Annotated in this window: 15 protein-coding genes; 9 read left to right on the forward strand and 6 right to left on the reverse strand. The window is 59.2% G+C overall.

Going from position 1 to position 16,003, the window contains the following annotated elements; genetic code table 11:
* Nucleotides 1-75 precede the first annotated feature (75 nt).
* The 4 genes from JO965_RS13225 to JO965_RS13240 are packed head-to-tail and all read left to right on the forward strand — an operon-like array spanning nt 76 to nt 4,266.
* The gene (locus tag JO965_RS13225; RefSeq protein WP_203439366.1) at nt 76-1,701 is read left to right on the forward strand and encodes an acyl-CoA synthetase; all 1,626 of its coding nucleotides are present in this window, start codon (nt 76-78) and stop codon (nt 1,699-1,701) included.
* Nucleotides 1,702-1,761: 60 nt separating this feature from the next.
* Entirely contained in the window at nt 1,762-2,562 is an 801-nt protein-coding gene (locus JO965_RS13230) for an SDR family NAD(P)-dependent oxidoreductase (protein ID WP_203439367.1), read from the forward strand.
* 7 nt (nt 2,563-2,569) lie between these two features.
* Complete coding sequence (locus JO965_RS13235) at nt 2,570-3,373, forward strand: SDR family NAD(P)-dependent oxidoreductase (protein WP_203439368.1); 804 nt, start codon at nt 2,570-2,572, stop codon at nt 3,371-3,373.
* A 29-nt stretch (nt 3,374-3,402) separates the two neighbouring features.
* Nucleotides 3,403-4,266, forward strand: coding sequence for a PPC domain-containing DNA-binding protein (locus JO965_RS13240; RefSeq protein ID WP_203439369.1), 864 nt, complete (start codon nt 3,403-3,405; stop codon nt 4,264-4,266).
* 31 nt (nt 4,267-4,297) lie between these two features.
* On the opposite strand, the gene JO965_RS13245 is transcribed toward JO965_RS13240, so the two are convergent.
* From JO965_RS13245 to JO965_RS13270, 6 genes are all read right to left on the reverse strand, one after another.
* The gene (locus JO965_RS13245; RefSeq protein WP_203439370.1) at nt 4,298-5,290 is read right to left on the reverse strand and encodes a bile acid:sodium symporter family protein; all 993 of its coding nucleotides are present in this window, start codon (nt 5,288-5,290) and stop codon (nt 4,298-4,300) included.
* Between the two features lie 24 nt (nt 5,291-5,314).
* Nucleotides 5,315-6,709, reverse strand: coding sequence for an NAD(P)H-dependent oxidoreductase (locus JO965_RS13250; RefSeq protein ID WP_203439371.1), 1,395 nt, complete (start codon nt 6,707-6,709; stop codon nt 5,315-5,317).
* A gap of 80 nt (nt 6,710-6,789) precedes the next feature.
* Nucleotides 6,790-8,055 carry a 3-oxo-tetronate kinase gene (otnK, locus tag JO965_RS13255; protein WP_203439372.1) on the reverse strand — a complete coding sequence of 422 codons (1,266 nt, stop codon included), beginning with the start codon at nt 8,053-8,055 and terminating at the stop codon, nt 6,790-6,792.
* Nucleotides 8,052-8,861: a hydroxypyruvate isomerase family protein gene (locus JO965_RS13260; protein ID WP_203439373.1), complete on the reverse strand. Its 810-nt coding sequence runs from the start codon at nt 8,859-8,861 to the stop codon at nt 8,052-8,054. Before JO965_RS13260 ends, otnK begins: the two co-directional genes overlap by 4 nt.
* A 4-nt stretch (nt 8,862-8,865) precedes the next feature.
* A complete protein-coding gene (gene otnC, locus JO965_RS13265) occupies nt 8,866-9,585 on the reverse strand; it encodes a 3-oxo-tetronate 4-phosphate decarboxylase (RefSeq protein WP_203439374.1) in 720 nt (239 codons plus the stop codon).
* A gap of 54 nt (nt 9,586-9,639) precedes the next feature.
* Nucleotides 9,640-10,329 carry a GntR family transcriptional regulator gene (locus JO965_RS13270; RefSeq protein WP_203439375.1) on the reverse strand — a complete coding sequence of 230 codons (690 nt, stop codon included), beginning with the start codon at nt 10,327-10,329 and terminating at the stop codon, nt 9,640-9,642.
* A 211-nt stretch (nt 10,330-10,540) separates the two neighbouring features.
* Between JO965_RS13270 and JO965_RS13275 the strand changes: the two genes are divergently transcribed.
* From JO965_RS13275 to JO965_RS13295, 5 genes are all read left to right on the forward strand, one after another.
* A complete protein-coding gene (locus JO965_RS13275; RefSeq protein WP_203444176.1) occupies nt 10,541-11,560 on the forward strand; it encodes a 4-hydroxythreonine-4-phosphate dehydrogenase PdxA in 1,020 nt (339 codons plus the stop codon).
* A 57-nt stretch (nt 11,561-11,617) separates the two neighbouring features.
* Nucleotides 11,618-12,613 (forward strand): tripartite tricarboxylate transporter substrate binding protein, encoded by a 996-nt coding sequence (locus JO965_RS13280; protein ID WP_203439376.1) that lies wholly within the window; start codon nt 11,618-11,620, stop codon nt 12,611-12,613.
* A gap of 81 nt (nt 12,614-12,694) precedes the next feature.
* On the forward strand, nt 12,695-13,174 hold the full coding sequence (locus tag JO965_RS13285) for a tripartite tricarboxylate transporter TctB family protein (protein WP_203439377.1): 480 nt from the start codon (nt 12,695-12,697) through the stop codon (nt 13,172-13,174).
* Nucleotides 13,175-13,199: 25 nt separating this feature from the next.
* Entirely contained in the window at nt 13,200-14,714 is a 1,515-nt protein-coding gene (locus tag JO965_RS13290; RefSeq protein ID WP_203439378.1) for a tripartite tricarboxylate transporter permease, read from the forward strand.
* 60 nt (nt 14,715-14,774) lie between these two features.
* On the forward strand, nt 14,775-15,671 hold the full coding sequence (locus JO965_RS13295) for an NAD(P)-dependent oxidoreductase (RefSeq protein ID WP_203439379.1): 897 nt from the start codon (nt 14,775-14,777) through the stop codon (nt 15,669-15,671).
* Nucleotides 15,672-16,003 lie beyond the last annotated feature (332 nt).

Here is a 16,003-nt window from a genome sequence, read left to right on the forward strand (position 1 = left end):
AGCGCTCAACGTGTTCGGTAAAGGGAATACAACTATGGCACGTGCTGTCATTGTCTGTCTCAGGGAGCACCATAGATGACTGCTTCTACTGAGGTTCCCGCAGGAGGGGTCGGACGCGTGTCTAACCGGGTCATGAACCTGTCCAATTTCCTGCATCAGGTCGCCCGACGTCACGGAAACGAGATTGGTTTCGTCTGGGGCGATGCGGCCTGGACGTGGGGCAATCTGGCCCGCCGTGTCAACGCCATGGCGGCGGCCTTGTCCGCAGAAGGAATCGGCAAAGGTGACCGCATTCTGGTGCAGTCCAAAAACTGCAACCAGATGTTTGAGTCCATGTTCGCATGCTTCCAGTTGGGCGCCGTTTGGGTGCCGACGAATTTTCGCCAAACCCCAGATGAGGTGGCCTATCTCGCTCAGTCAAGTGGCGCTTCGGTCTTGATCTGCCATCGTGACTTCCCCGAGCATGTCGCAGCAGTGCGAGAGGCGGTTCCTAGTATTCGATCCGTGGTCTCCATCGGGACTTCGGAGTTCGGTGACGACTATGATGCACTTGTCGCACGATACTCGGGCGAGAGTGCGCCGATAGCGTCGGTTAGGCATGATGATCCATGCTGGTTCTTTTTCACGTCCGGCACGACCGGACGCCCCAAAGCCGCCGTTCTCACCCATGGCCAGATGGCCTTCGTGGTGACGAACCATCTCTGCGATCTGATGCCAGGGACCACGCATCAGGACTCATCTCTTGTGGTGGCACCGTTGTCACACGGTGCGGGTGTTCATCAACTCACTCAGGTGGCGCGCGGAGCCAAAACCGTGCTCCTCTCGAGCGAGCGGTTCGATGTCGATGAAGCCTGGAGGCTCATCGAGCAGTGGGAGATTACGAATCTTTTTACCGTTCCCACCATCGTCAAGATGCTGACCGAGCATCCCTCCGTGGACAAATACGATCACTCATCTCTCCGCTATGTGATCTATGCCGGGGCCCCCATGTACCGGGAGGACCAGAAGCATGCCCTCAAGAAGCTGGGAAAGGTGCTTGTCCAGTATTTCGGCCTCGGCGAGGTCACTGGAAGCATCACCGTGCTTCCGCCGGCGCTCCACGAGCCCGACGATGGTCCGGATGTAAAGGTCGGGACCTGCGGTTACGAGCGGACCGGTATGCAGGTTTCGATCCAGGACGAGCAGGGACATGAGTTGGCATCCGGCGAGACAGGAGAGATCTGCGTCTGCGGTCCGGCCGTATTCGCGGGGTATTACAATAACCCGGAGGCCAATGCGAAAGCCTTCCGAGATGGGTGGTTCCGGACAGGCGATTTGGGGCATGTGGACAGAGAAGGCTATCTCTACATTACCGGTCGCGCCTCGGACATGTACATTTCGGGCGGATCGAACGTGTATCCGCGTGAGATTGAAGAGAAGATCCTGACACACACTGACATCGCGGAGGTTGCCATCTTGGGCGTGCCGGATAGGACCTGGGGTGAGGTCGGCGTAGCCGTCTGCGTCCTGAAACCGGCAGCGGATGTCGGCGAGAACGAGCTCCTGGCTTGGATGGAGGGCAAAGTCGCTCGCTACAAGCTTCCAAAGCGTGTGTTCTTTTGGGAAGCCCTGCCGAGATCAGCCTACGGCAAGATCACCAAGAAAGATATTCGGGCGGAGCTGGAGGCTCGCGGTTGCCTGCCATTATCGGGCACGACCTGAGATCAAGGCATCTGGTGCGCCACAGAAAAGTGTTTGTCGATCCTGAGGAGAGAGGGAAGCATGGCTCAGCAGCAGACGGTGCTCGTGACTGGAGGGGCCTCTGGCATCGGGCTTGCAGTCGTTGAAGCTATTCTGGCCGAAGGTTGGCGGGCCATCGTGGCGGATCTCGAACGTAAGAATCTCGACCGCTGCAGGGATACTCTCTCACCGTCCAATAACCGCGTCCGCTTCGAGCGGATGGATGTCGCGGACGAAGATGAGGTTGTCCGCACCATTGCGGCGTGCGAGGCCGAGTTCGGACCAATCACGGGCGTTGTGAATTCGGCTGGAATCGGTCGGGACGTGCCTGTTCTTGATACCAGCGTCGAGCTGTTCCGGAAGATGCTGGAGGTCAATCTGATCGGGAGTTTCGTCGTGTCACGCGAAGCCGCAAAGCTGATGCAGACACGGGGAGGGGGCTCCATTGTCAATGTTGCGTCCGTGTCCGGCGTCATGGGTAACAAGGGGCGCGTAGCTTATGGCGCTTCGAAGGGCGGTGTCATCACCATGACGAGGGTCATGGCTGTCGAACTGGCTTTTCTTGGGATCCGCGTGAATGCTATCGCACCCGGCCCAATTGAAACGCCGCTCGTTCAGGAGGTTCATACTCCCGAAGTGCGCGCGGCCTGGATGACGATCGTGCCTCAGCGCCGCTACGGATCGCCGGATGAGATTGCCGGGGCGGCGGTTTTCCTGCTCGATCAGCGCAAGTCCAGCTACATCACCGGACAGACGATCTGTGTCGATGGCGGCTTCTCCATCGCAGGCATTCTTGATCCAGGACCAAGCCCTTCAGCTACCCTCGGTAATGGGCATGGATGAGGTCAAGATGGGTGAGCGTCTAAAGGACAAGATTGCCATCGTGTTCGGGGCAGGATCGTCCGGGCCGGGATGGGGAAATGGAAAGGCGGCCGCCGTTGCCTATGCCCGGGAGGGCGCTAGCGTTGTCTGCATCGATCTCATCCAGGCCGCCGCGGAGGAATCAGCTGCTATCATCGGCAGCGAGGGCGGCACCGCTCTGGCCATATCGGCCGACGTTACGGATTTGAACTCGATCAATAATGCGGTCGAAAAGGCGATTGCGGAGTTCGGTAGGCTCGACATCCTTCACAACAATGTCGGAGTGACCCATATGGGCGGCCCCGTCGAGTTAAGCGAGGAACAGTTTGCCGCTGCGCTTGATCTCAACATCGGGCCGATCTACCGAACCTCCAAGGCGGTCATTCCGCACATGTTGCGCCGGGGCGGAGGTGCGATTGTCAACCTATCCTCGCTCGCAGCGATCCGATGGACCGGCTATCCTTATTTCGCTTATTCCGCGACAAAAGCGGCGGTAAACCAGGCAACCGTTGCCATTGCCATGCAGTATGCCCGTCAAGGCATCCGGGCCAATTGCATCATGCCTGGTCTCATCGATACTCCGCTGATCTATAAGCAGATTTCCGGGCAATATGCCTCCGTAGAAGAGATGGTGACTGCTCGTGACGCAGCTGTTCCTCTCGGGAAAATGGGAACGGCCTGGGATATTGCGAATGCTGCTGTCTTCCTGGCATCCGACGAGGCGAAGTTCATTACAGGCGTCTGTCTGCCTGTGGACGGCGGTCAGAGTTGCGCCGTATCGGAGTTTCGTTGACGATTACGCATGTTGCCCGTGAGTAAGGTATGACATTGAGAGCAATTCGCCACCCGGGCCCCATATCTCCCGAGCGCACAGCCGCCATTGCCGGGTCGTCCATCCCGCTGAAATTCACCCTTGAGCCGGGTCATCCTGTCGATGTAGCGATTGCCAGGGGATTCTCGGATTTCGGGTGCGTCGGCGGGTTCGTGGAATTCAACGGTGGGCGATGCGAGCCATTTCAGTTCGTCATGCCGGCTGCATCTCCAGACGCTCTTCATGCCGCCTGGTACAGCGAAACATTTGCACCTCCCGGTCCAGTCAATATCGAGCGCGCCTGTGCCATCGTCGGCTGGCGTGACGGCAAGTCGTTCATTCACTGTCACGGGATCTGGAATTCCAGCGACGGCCGCCAAATGGGCCACATGCTGGGACCAGCTACAATTGTAGCGGAGCCGATCATCGTAACCGGAATCGGATCACGAACCGCTGCCTTCAAGGCGCTACCGGATGCTGAGACGAACTTCACATTGTTCGAACCGGTGCCGGTCTTCGAAGACTCGGCAACGGCATCACATCCTCATGTGCTGCTGGCAAAAGTCAGGCCGAATACGGATGTCTGCCTCGCCATCGAAGCCATCTGTCTGCAACACGGCATCAAAGCGGCAAGTCTCTATGGAGTCGGCAGCCTGAACGAGGTCCGCTTCAATAATGGAGCCCGTGTCGATTCCCATGCTACCGAGGTGCTAATCCGCACGGGCACGGTGACGACCATCGACGGATCACCAAGGGCAAGCCTCGATATCGACGTCGTGGACATGCAGGGTAGGATCTTCGCAGGTGAGGTCGTGCGAGGCGACAATCCAGTCTGCGTCACCTTCGAGCTAGTCATCGAACCGAAGTCAGACTGATCCCATCTGGCTTTGTATACTGCCGGTTAGCCTAGCCGGTAGGTTCCGTAGTGGATGGTTCCCGACCAGTTCGCTCCGCATAGGCTCTCGCCAGGACCGCGCAAACAAGCAACTGAATCTGATGGAAGAGCATCAGAGGCAGGATGATCGCCCCGATCATGCTGGCGGGAAAGAGAATGCTGGCGATCGGAACGCCGCTGCCGAGACTCTTCTTGGAGCCGCAGAATACAATGGCGACCTCATCCCGCTGCGAGAAGCCGAAGAGGCGGCTTGCCATGGTTGTGATCACCAGAACCGTAGCAAGGAGCGCGCAGCTGAGGACAACGACCAGGATCATGTCCTTCGGCTCCAGCTGGTGCCATAGATTGTTAATGGCGGCTTCCCCGAAGGCGTAATACACGACCAACAGGATTGCGCCGCGGTCGACGATACCGGTGAGTGTTCGCTGTTTCTCCACCCATCGACCGATCCAGGGACGCATGAGATGGCCGATCAAGAACGGCACGAGGATCTGCAGGACGATCTCGCCGATGGCCTCGAACGATACCCCTCCCTGCGTCTGCATGAAGAGACCCATGAGGAGAGGGGTGAGGAAAACTCCTAGGACATTCGACGCCGACGCGCTGCATACGGCAGCCGCGACATTGCCGCCGGCGAGCGATGTGAACGTGATTGAAGATTGAATCGTGGATGGGAGAAGACAAAGGTAAAGAATGCCCAAGGCGATCCAGGGCGCGAGATATGATTGCAGATAGGTCTTTGTGAGCAGCCCCAGAATTGGAAACAGGATGAAAGTCGCGGCAAACACCATCAGGTGAAGGCGCCAGTGGATAGCCCCCTGGATGATGGCCTGCCGCGAAAGGCGGGCTCCCTGAAGGAAGAACAGGAGCGCGATCGAGCCGACGATGACCATCTTGAGAATAGGGGCGGCAGCTCCCGTCGCCGGCAGAACCGTTGCGATGATGGCCGTCGCCACAAGGGCAATGGTGAAGCGGTCGGGTCGAAGGAGGGAGAGGAAAGCCATCGAACATACACTCCTGGGCCGCTCTTAGGCCCGATGTCCGAAGAAGCGCGTATCCTGTTCCCGGCGGAGCCTCAACAGCGCCGATGTTTCATCCATCTCAAGGTCGCTCATCCGGATGTCCTGCCCCTTGGAGATCGGTGCCGTCAGCCGGCAGTCGGCAGCGAGGTAGAACGGGGCAGGGGCTGTCGCAGCCAGCGACCCAGCGGGTCGGAACTCGGCAGTGACACCGGAGATCGTATGGTGATGCCCTCCCATGGAGAGGGTCGTGCCGGCTGGCAAGTCCTCGGTGGCGACAGCGACCAGATCGTAACGCGGGCGATAGTCGGAGCCATAGCTGGAGGTCTGATGAATCGCGGCGTCGAGGATGCTCGTGGCTGCCTCAAGCCCAAGTAGGTGGCGCGGTAGGAATACCATGGCGGTTGAACCCGTCCGGCTGATGATATGCCCCTTCTGGGCCAGCATGTCCCAGCTTTTCGCATCGTCGCAGCGAATGACCACGAAGACGCCGCCTGCGAAGCTGATCTCGTCGGGCTTGCGCAGGCAGTGAAACACGTCGAGGCGTCGGTCTCCGGAAAGGATGCCGCCATTCTCGCGTTGCGAGAAAATCGTAGGAACTTCATTGATGCGCGCAAGAGGCGCGTGGAGATCGAAACGATCCGGCTGCAGACCTGTGGCATTCGCAACGACCATGAGCTCGCACAAATCCGGTACGGCTCGCTGCGGGAAACCGGCGATGGCGTTGCTTCTGGCAGCCAGGATTTCGCTAACATCGCGTCCACCGAGAGCCCAATGAGGCCCCAAATTCACGTTGCCTGCAGACCGCTCATTGCTGATGAGGCGGCTGGTCGCAGGATCGAACACGAAATCGTACTCGCTTGACTTGCCGGCGGCAACGATATGGAAGCCCATCACCTCGGCCCAGGTGGCGAGACCAATGAGCAAGCTCGGCTGGTCACCATCGACTGTCGTGACGATGAGGCCACGCTCAGCCGCGAGCGCTTTGAGACCGGGCCCCACGACGCTGTCGAGTTCCTTCGTGACAAGCGCAAGGTGCTTTTCGGCCTCCACAGCGATGACGGCATGGCAGGCTGCCGCTATCGGCCGCCCGGTCGCTTCGACGATGACATCGAAAGGAAGATCCGACACGAGCGCGAGATCCTTAGTCGCGATGTAGTCTCCGCGCTCCCATGCGACCTTCGCCTCGCGCGCCGACTCGCAGATTTGGATCTTTCTCGGATCGATGCCAGCGGCCTTCAATCCTGATACCGCACTCTCGGCAGTGAGATCGACGGCTATCCGCGCATTCATCAGAGGAACCCGCTGCGCCTGGGCGAGGAAGCTCTGACCGAAACCGCCGGTGCCGACAACACAGGTTTCGACGGGGCGATCCGCTTTTGCGTAGTAATCATGAAAGTTCATCGCGCATATCTCCCCTTCCGATGGGCGGTCACCATCGGCTTATTGTGTCGCTGAGTGCATAGGTTTTCTGAATGGAAGCTCTACCGAAGCATGCTCCAGGCCTTCAGGAAGAAGTCGGGAGTTCCGAAGTTGCCTGATTTGAGCGCGAGTGCGAGATCAATCCCCGCAACCGAGCGCGTCCAAGGCACGCCGGGGTCGATCTCGGGCCCAATGGCCAGCGCATCGACATCGAGAGCATTCACGACTGCGCCGGAGGTCTCGCCTCCGGCCACGATGAGACGGGTGAAACCAAGAGATGGGAGCGCCTTAGCAATTTCGGCAAGGGTGTTCTCGACGATCTCCCCGGCATTCATGCGTCCGAGCTTGCTTTGGACCTCCTGGACCTCTTCAGGCGTTGCTGTGGAGTAGATCAGGGCTGGTCCGTTTGCAGGCTGCAACTTCAGCCAATCGAGAGCCACCTGCGCATTCATTGTCCCCGAAGCAAGACCCAACGCATCGAGCCGGAAGGCAGGGATGCCTGCATCAAGGGCCGCCTTGACTTGGCCCCTCGTCGCACTTGAGCACGATCCGGCGAGGATAATGCTGCGGCCGGCAGGAGCATTGAAAACTGTCGCGGAGACGGGAGCAGTCGAGCGCTCGCTGTCGCGGTAAGCTACAGGAAGACCCATGGCGACGCCCGAGCCACCGGTCATGACAGGAAAATCGGCAGCTGCGAGGCCGATTGCCCGGAGATGAATGTCGCTCAGGGCATCGACGATGACGATCTGATGCCCCGCAGCCTTCTCGCGCTTGAAGGCGGAGCGGATGGCGTCTGGCCCTGCTTCCACATCTTCATAGGAGACGAGGCCCACCGGAAGCTTCGTCTGACGCTGCAGAACCCGCACGAGATTGGAATCGCGCATGGGTGTCAGCGGATGATCCTTCATGCTGCTTTCGTGCAGCGGCACTCCGTTCACGAAGAGGTGACCCTTGTAGACCGTGCGGCCATTGGCCGGAAAGGCCGGGCAGGCAAGAGTGAAATCGCTTCCGGTGAAGGCGAGAAGAGCCTCTGCAACCGGTCCGATATTGCCTTCGTCTGTGGAGTCGAAGGTCGAGCAATACTTGAAAAACAAGTGTTGCGCGCCGGATTTCTTAAGGGCCTTGGCTGCGGCCAGCGATTGCTCGATGGCTTCCTGAGCAGGGTTGGTCCTGGACTTCAGGGCGATGACAACAGCGTCCGCGCCGGACAAGTCGAGGTCTGCACGCGGTACGCCGATCGTCTGGATGGTCCTAAGCCCTTCCCGGGCCAGCATGAGAGCAAGGTCGGTCGCTCCGGTCAAATCGTCGGCGATACATCCGAGCTTCATGCCACAGCTCCACGGTCGTTTGAGGATTGACCTTGAGACCACGTTGAAAGCCAGCCGAGGCCGTCTTCCGTCCGACCGCGAGGCTTGTATTCGGCTCCAATCCAGCCGCCATATCCGATACTGTCGAGGGACCGGCAGATCTCGTGATAATCGATCTCGCCTTCATCGGGCTCGGCACGACTGGGGACCGCAGCAATCTGCACATGGCCGATCAGTTCAAGGTAATCTTTAAGCCGCCGCGTCAGATCGCCCTGCATGATCTGAGTGTGATAGCAGTCGAACATGATCCTTAGGTTGCGGCGCCCTACCTGACCGATGATCGATGCAGCCTGCTCAATGGTGTGAAGGAAATATCCTGGCTTGTCTCGATGGTTGATCGGTTCGATCAGGAGCGTCATACCGGCTTGGTCAGCCTTGTCGGCGGCAAGCTTCAGGTTCGCCACGAAAGTTTGCTCGGCGACTGAAACGGCATCCGGAGAAACCAGCCCGGACATGCAGTGCACCGCCGTGGCACCAATGGCATGCCCGTAGGAAACGGCCTGATCGACGGACTGCTGAAACTCGCTCTCTCGGCCCGACAATGCTCCAAGTCCAAAGTCGCCTGCCGCGACGTTGCCGACCGGTGTGTTCAATCCGAGCATGGTGACCTGGCTGCGGCTCAAGGCGCTGCGCATCTCGGCGGCAGGAACCTGATAGGGCCAGTGCATCTCGACGGCTTTGAAGCCCGCTGCGGCTGCGGCTGCGACCCGTTCGATTTCAGAGTACTCAGTGAATAGAAAGCCTAGATTGGCTGAGAAACGAGGCATCGATTCATCCGCACTTGTGTGAATGGTGATGAGGGGTGGAACAACATTCCTGAACGCTATCGGAGGTCTCCTCGGTAATCGCCTCGTCCAGCTTGAAATGCGTTACCAGATCCCGAACTTGCGCACGCGTCAGCAGGCGCGGGTTGAGGCCGTGGAGGAGAAGGCACAGTTTCGCGGTCTCTTCCAGTTCTTCCGTGGTATAGACAGCAGCTTCCAGATCCCGGCCGGCCACCACGGGGCCATGGTTGGCGAGAAGGACGGCGCTGTATTTTCCTGCGAGCCCACGGATCGCATCCGCAACTGCCGGATCTCCCGGCCGATAGTAAGGAACGAGAGCCGTTCGGCCGACACGCATGACATAATAGGCCGTCATGGGCGGCAGAGCATTGGCTGGGTCGACATCGGGCAGCATGGAGACCGCGACGGAATGGGTGGAATGCAGATGGACGATTGCACCTGCGTCCTTGCGGGTTGCATAGAGGGCTGAGTGGAGAGGCAGTTCCTTGGTCGGCGCATCACCCGAAACAAGACCGCCATTGGCATCGAGCTTGCTCAAGCGGGCTGGGTCGAGAAAGCCGAGGGAGCTATTAGTCGGTGTCGTCAGCCAGCCCCCGTCGCTCAATCGAACCGAAATGTTGCCGGATGATCCTGCCGTCAGACCACGCTCGAAGAGAGAGTGCCCGAAAAGGCAGATCATCTCACGAATCTGGCTCTCATCGCTCATGTCCAAGCCTTTGAAATCTCAGGTATCCAAAAGGAAGCCGAGTGGCAGAAAATGTCAGATCGCGTTTTTGACGCGATCCCAAGTTTTTTCCATATGAGCTGTCAGGATCTTCGACAGGCGTTCGGCATCGCGCGCTTCCAGAGCACTGATCATCTCTTCATGATCGGCGACGGCCCCGGCCCATTTTTCCGGCCCTTCGTTGCCGATGTAGCGGATCCGTTTCAGACGGGCCTGCAGAACGCTGTGAACCGAGACCAGAGCTTCGTTCTTGGAGATGCGGAGAATGGCCGAATGAATGCTCTGGTTCAGCTTGAAATAGGGCAAGCGGTCGCGCTTCTCGTACATGTCCATCATGCGATCATGCAGTTGCCGGACCTCACGGATTTCGGCGTCCGTGGCATGCTCACAGGCCAGTCGTCCTGCGAGGCCCTCGAGATTGCCGAGGACGATCAGGCTGTTATGAACATCCTTCGCGGAGAACTGCCGCACCACGGCGCCTCGACCGGGCGATAGCTCCAGCAATCCCTCGCTGACCAGAAATTTGAGAGCTTCCCGCAACGGTGTCCGGGAGACCCCGAGCATTTTGCCCAGGTTGCCCTCGTGAAGTCGCGTTCCTGGGACGAGTTCACCCTCGATGATCATGTCGCGCACACGCGCCACGATGGCATCGTGAAGGGTCGGGCGGACGATTGGGCCGCGCGAATCGAACTCGTCGACCAGCTGGGCTGCAGCCTCAGATGCCATAGCTCGTTCCATTGCCGTCTTTCCATAGTCCTGACGGGACTGGCCTCTCTATACAACCTTTCTCCGACTCCTCGCAAACAAAATTCTGTATGCAGCATACTTGTGTACGAAATTAAGCGCTGTTACTGTCCTTGCGTTATCCCGAGAAGAGGTTGCCGTGAACGCTCAAACGTTATCGACCCCGTCAGCAAAGCCGACTGTCGCGTTCGCGATGGGCGACCCGGCAGGCATCAGCCCGGAGCTTGCTGCCAAGCTCGTTGCATCCGATGAGTTCCGCTCTGGTGCAGACCTCGTGATTTTTGGCGATCTGCGGATTCTGGAACAGGGCGCCAAGGTCGCGGGTGTTGATATTGATGTGGAGGTTGTCGCGTCCGAGCAGGCGATCCCCGAGCACTCGACCCGTCCCGTCTTCGTCGATCTCAAGAATCTGAAACCGGATCAGGTCGTGCCTGCCACCGCCACGCTCGAAGGCGGCCTGTTCGCGACCGAAAACTTCCGGCGTGCTTTGCTGCTGGCCCAGTCGGGCAATGCGGGTGCGGTGTTCTTCACACCGTTCAATAAGAAGGCAATGCGCCTCGCCTATGACGGATATGACGACGAAATTCGCTTTGTGCGCGATGTTCTCAAGACGTCTGTCGCCGCGAGCGAGTTCAACGTTCTGGGCAGGACCTGGAATGCCCGTGTCACCTCGCATATCCCGCTGTCGCAGGTAGCCTCTGCCATTTCCGAGAAGTCGATCCTCAAGTCGCTGACACTGGCCGATCAGTGCATGCGCGCTGCGGGCTTCAATCCGCCGCGCATTGCGGTGGCGGGTCTCAATCCGCACGCGGGCGATGGCGGCAATTTCGGCACCGAGGAAATCGAGGTCATCGAACCGGCCGTTCGTCAAGCGCAGGCGCAGGGCTTCACCGTCGAAGGTCCGTTCCCGTCGGATACCGTATTCCTGCGCGCCAAGAATGGCGACTTCGATGCCGTTCTGACGATGTACCACGATCAGGGCCAGATCGCGATGAAGCTCATGGGCTTCGATCGTGGTGTGACGCTGATCGGCGGCTTCGAATTCCCGATCTGCACGCCCGCTCACGGCACGGCCTACGAGATCGCAGGCCGTGGTATCGCCAATCTCGGTGCCAGCCGCGAGGCACTCTCGCTTGCCATTCGTATGGGCGCCGAGGTGCGGGCCCGCCGATCTCAGGCTGAAATGCCCAGGTTGTCGGCCGTCAATTCCTAAATAGTCAGTTCCGAGAACCGACGCCATCGGTTGGAGACATCACAGGGAGGAAGAACGATGCTTAAAAAGACTTCATTTTTAGTCGCCACAGCCGTCGCGGCGACATTCGGTGGCATGGCACAGGCGGATTGGAAGCCGACAAAACCGGTCGAGTTCGTGGTCACATCGAGCCCCGGCGGCGGCACCGACAACTTCGCTCGCGTCGTGCAGTCGATCATCTCCAAGCATAAGCTGATGGAACAACCCATCGTCGTCACCAACAAGGGTGGCGGCAGCGGTGCGGAAGGCTTCATCTATACGAAGGTTGCGAATGGCGATAGCCACAAGCTCACCTTCGGCACGAACAACGCCTATCTCCTGCCATATGTGGCGAAACTCGCCTACAAACCCGATGAGCTGACCCCTGTCGCAGCCATGGCCCTCGACGAGTTCCTCCTCTGGGTAAAAGCGGACGCCCCCTACAAGGATGCCAAGAGCTACATCGAAGCAGTCAAGGCGAAGCCTGACAGCTTCAAGATGGGCGGAAGCCAGTCGAAGGACACGGATCAGACCCTTACCAGCCTGATTCAGGATGCGACGGGCGCCAAGTTCATCTACGTTCCGTTCCAAGGTGGTGGCGCGGCCGGTGTGCAGCTCGCCGGTGGTCACATCGACTCGAACACGAACAATCCGAACGAGAACGCAGGTCAGTGGAAGGCCGGCGCGATCACTCCGCTCTGCGTCTTCAGCCCGGCACGCCTGCAGGGTGGGGTCAAGGTGACGGCCACGATGGGTTGGTCCGACATTCCGACCTGCAAGGAAGCTGGCATCCCGATCGACCAGTTCCAGATGCCGCGTACGGTATGGTTACCGGGTGGCGTCCCTGCCGAGGCCGTAGCGTTCTACGCCGATGTCCTCAAGAAGGTGAGCGCTACGCCCGAGTGGAAAGAATACATCGAGCGCACGTCCCAGACCGACCGCTTCCTGGCGGGTCAGGATTTGAAGACCTTCATCGCCTCGGATGACGCCAAGAACCGCAAGGTCTTCGAACAGGAAGGCTGGGTCGTTCGCTAATCACGACAATCTTGTGGCTGGCGGAGGATGGCTCCGCCAGCCCTTATTCTATAAGGCATTCATCGAACCAGGACGAACGCCATGATTTCTCGTTATACAGCTGAGGTCGGAACTGCGACTTTGACGGCGGGTTTAGGACTCGCTGCAGTGGTCGGCGCTCTGGAGTTCGGGATCGGCTGGGGAGATGCAGGACCGGAGCCCGGCGCATTTCCTTTCTATATAGGTTTGTTGGTTGTTGCCGCCAGCATCGGCACCTTGGTCCAGGCCACTATCGGCCGACACGGATTGCGGTCGGTTTTCCTGCATAAGGAAGAGGCCAAGCGTGTCGCATCGTTCTTCTTGCCAATGCTCGCCTTCGTGGTGGTGGCGCGTCTCCTCGGTCTCTATGTGGCAACGGCGCTCTATATCGCTTTCGTCATGTGGACGCAGGGCAAGTACCGGCTCGTCATATCCGTCGCCTCTGGCCTCGTTGCTGCCGTGATCTTCTATTTCGTGCTCGAAGTCGCCTTCCAGGTCCCGCTCCTGAAGGGGCCGCTCGAAGCCGCGCTGGGCCTCTACTAAGCTCCAATCCTGACGGAGACAGGTCGTGGAAAATTTCGCATCACTCCTTCATGGTTTTGGCGTCGCGCTGACAACCTATCACGTCATGCTGATGATGGTCGGCGTCCTGCTGGGCATCCTCGTCGGGGTTCTGCCAGGGCTCGGTGCGCCCAATGGTGTTTCGCTGCTGCTGCCGCTGACCTTCACCATGGATCCCGTTGCCGCGATCATTCTGCTTACCAGCATGTATTGGGGAGCGCTTTTTGGAGGCTCGACGACCTCGATCCTTTTCAACATTCCAGGCGAACCGTCATCCGTCGCGACAACCTTCGACGGGTATCCCATGGCCCGGCAAGGACAGGCGACGCAGGCGCTTACTCTCGCGTTCCTGTCGGCCGGGTTCGGCGCTCTCGTCGGCGTGATCCTGATCACCGTTCTGTCGACCTGGGTCGCCAAGTTCGCCCTTCGCTTCAGCTCGCCGGAGTACTTCGCCGTCTATTTCCTGGCCTTCGCCAGCTTCATCGGACTTGGTGCTGCATCGCCGTTCAAGACGGTCGTGTCCATGGGCCTCGGCTTCGCCTTTGCAGCTGTCGGCATGGACACGGTCTCGGGTGGTTTGCGCCTGACCTATGGTTTCAATGAGTTCCTGTCCGGCATCAGCTTCCTCATCGCGGTCATCGGCCTCTTCGGCCTCGGCGAACTCATGATCACCATGGAAGAGGGGCTGCGCTTCGACGGCATCCGGGCTCGGGTCAAGGTGCGCGACGTATTCAAGACCATCGCAACCCTGCCGCGCTATTGGGTGACGCTGCTGCGCAGCAGCGCCATCGGATGCTGGATGGGCATCACGCCGGGCGGGCCGACCGCAGCCTCCTTCATGAGCTATGGTCTCGCCAAGCGCCTTTCCCGTCGCAAGGAAGGCTTTGGACAGGGTGAGCCGGAGGGCGTCGTGGCTCCGGAGACAGCGGACCACGCCGCTGGCAGCAGCGCCATCCTGCCCATGCTCGCCCTCGGCGTTCCCGGTTCTGCGACCGCAGCCGTCATGATGGGCGGTCTGATGATCTGGGGCCTGAATCCTGGACCGATGCTGTTCATCGAACGGCCGGACTTCGTCTGGGGCCTGATCGCCAGCATGTATCTCGGCAACATCGTCGCCGTGCTTCTGGTGCTTGCAACCATTCCGCTCTTCGCGTCGATCCTGCGCATTCCCTTCGCCATCATTGGCCCTGTCATCGTGGTCGTGTGCTTCATCGGCGCCTATACCGTTGCAGGCCGTCCGTTCGATCTCTGGCTGGCGCTGGCTTTCGGTGTGGTAGGTTACCTGTTCAAGAAGCTGGATTACCCGATCGCGCCACTCGTTCTGGCGATGGTGCTTGGCGACAAGGCGGAGGACGCCTTCCGGCAATCCATGATCATGTCGCGGGGATCGCTCTCGATCTTCTGGTCGAACAGCCTCGTGGCAACGCTCATGCTGATCGGTCTTGCGCTCGCTCTTGGTCCGCTCTTGAGCACCCTGCTGAGCCGCATGGTGAAGCCCAAGGCCTCATCCGCTGTCGCCTGAAGCTGACATTCAAAAGACTCATTCCGAATATGGCGCGGGCCATATTGCGAGGAAAATCCAATGCCGACGTCCACATCAGGCACAGTTGCGTTCCTCGGCATTGGTCTCATGGGATCGCGCCAGGCGAAACGATTGCTCGAAGCCGGCTACGCGTTAACGGTCTGGAACCGCTCGCGCGAGAAGGCCGAGGCGCTTTCCCCCTTCGGCGCGCGTGTCGTGGATACGGCATCTGAAGCAGTGAGCGGTGCCGATGTTGTCATCCTCATGCTGGAGAACGGCAAGATCGTCACTGATGTACTGTTCTCGCAAGGTGTGGCGGAATCCCTGAGGCCGGGTGCTATCCTGGTCGATATGAGCTCCATCAAGCCTGCCGAGGCACAGGAGCACGCGAAGCATCTCGCGGAGCGTGGCGTCCATCACATCGATGCGCCTGTTTCCGGGGGGACCACCGGCGCAGAGCAGGGCACTTTGGCGATCATGGCTGGCGGTGATGCAGGTGTCTTCACCCGTGTCGAGGCAATTCTGAAGATCATGGGCAGGCCTGTTCATGTGGGCCCGCACGGGGCAGGGCAACTGGCGAAATTGGCCAACCAGATCATCGTCGGCGTGACTATCGGTGCCGTTGCCGAAGCTCTCCTCCTAGCGCAGCGTGGTGGTGCCGATCCAGCCAAGGTCCGTGAGGCTCTCCGGGGAGGCTTCGCCGAAAGCCGCATCCTCGAATTGCACGGCCAGCGCATGGTCGAGCGGGATTTCGTCACGAAGGGTCGTTCGGTCACGCATCTTAAAGATCTCGACAACGCCCTGGATGCGGCCGAGAAGATCGACTTGAATGCGCTGCCTTACACCACACTGACCGCCGATTTGTTCCGAGGTCTGATCGCGAATGCCGGTGATCTCGATCACAGCGGGCTACTTGTCGAGCTCGAACATAGAAACAACATCCTGCCCTCAGGTTGAGAACCGATGAGCGGACCTGTCACGACAAAATACTTGGTTTTGTCGTCCGCTGTGGCGCCTCGCTGAAATAAGCCGAGTATGTGTTCAAGCAAGAACGATTAGATGTTTCTAACGACAGGGGGGCTCTGGTTTGATCTGGACGAGCTTTGCCCAACTGATTTGCTGACTGGACCGTACCCTAAGTCAAAATCAATGCTTTGAACCGTTTTGAGGCATCAGCCCGTCTCTACGGCTGATGTCTATGATGTTGATGTTAAATCGCAGACATTCCAGGCCTCCGACCTCATCAAGCCAAACAGGTTGCGTGTCGAGCTCAACTTTTAGTATTTATG

Source organism: Microvirga sp. VF16 (assembly GCF_016864375.1).
In the GTDB taxonomy this organism is placed as follows: Bacteria; Pseudomonadota; Alphaproteobacteria; order Rhizobiales; family Beijerinckiaceae; genus Microvirga.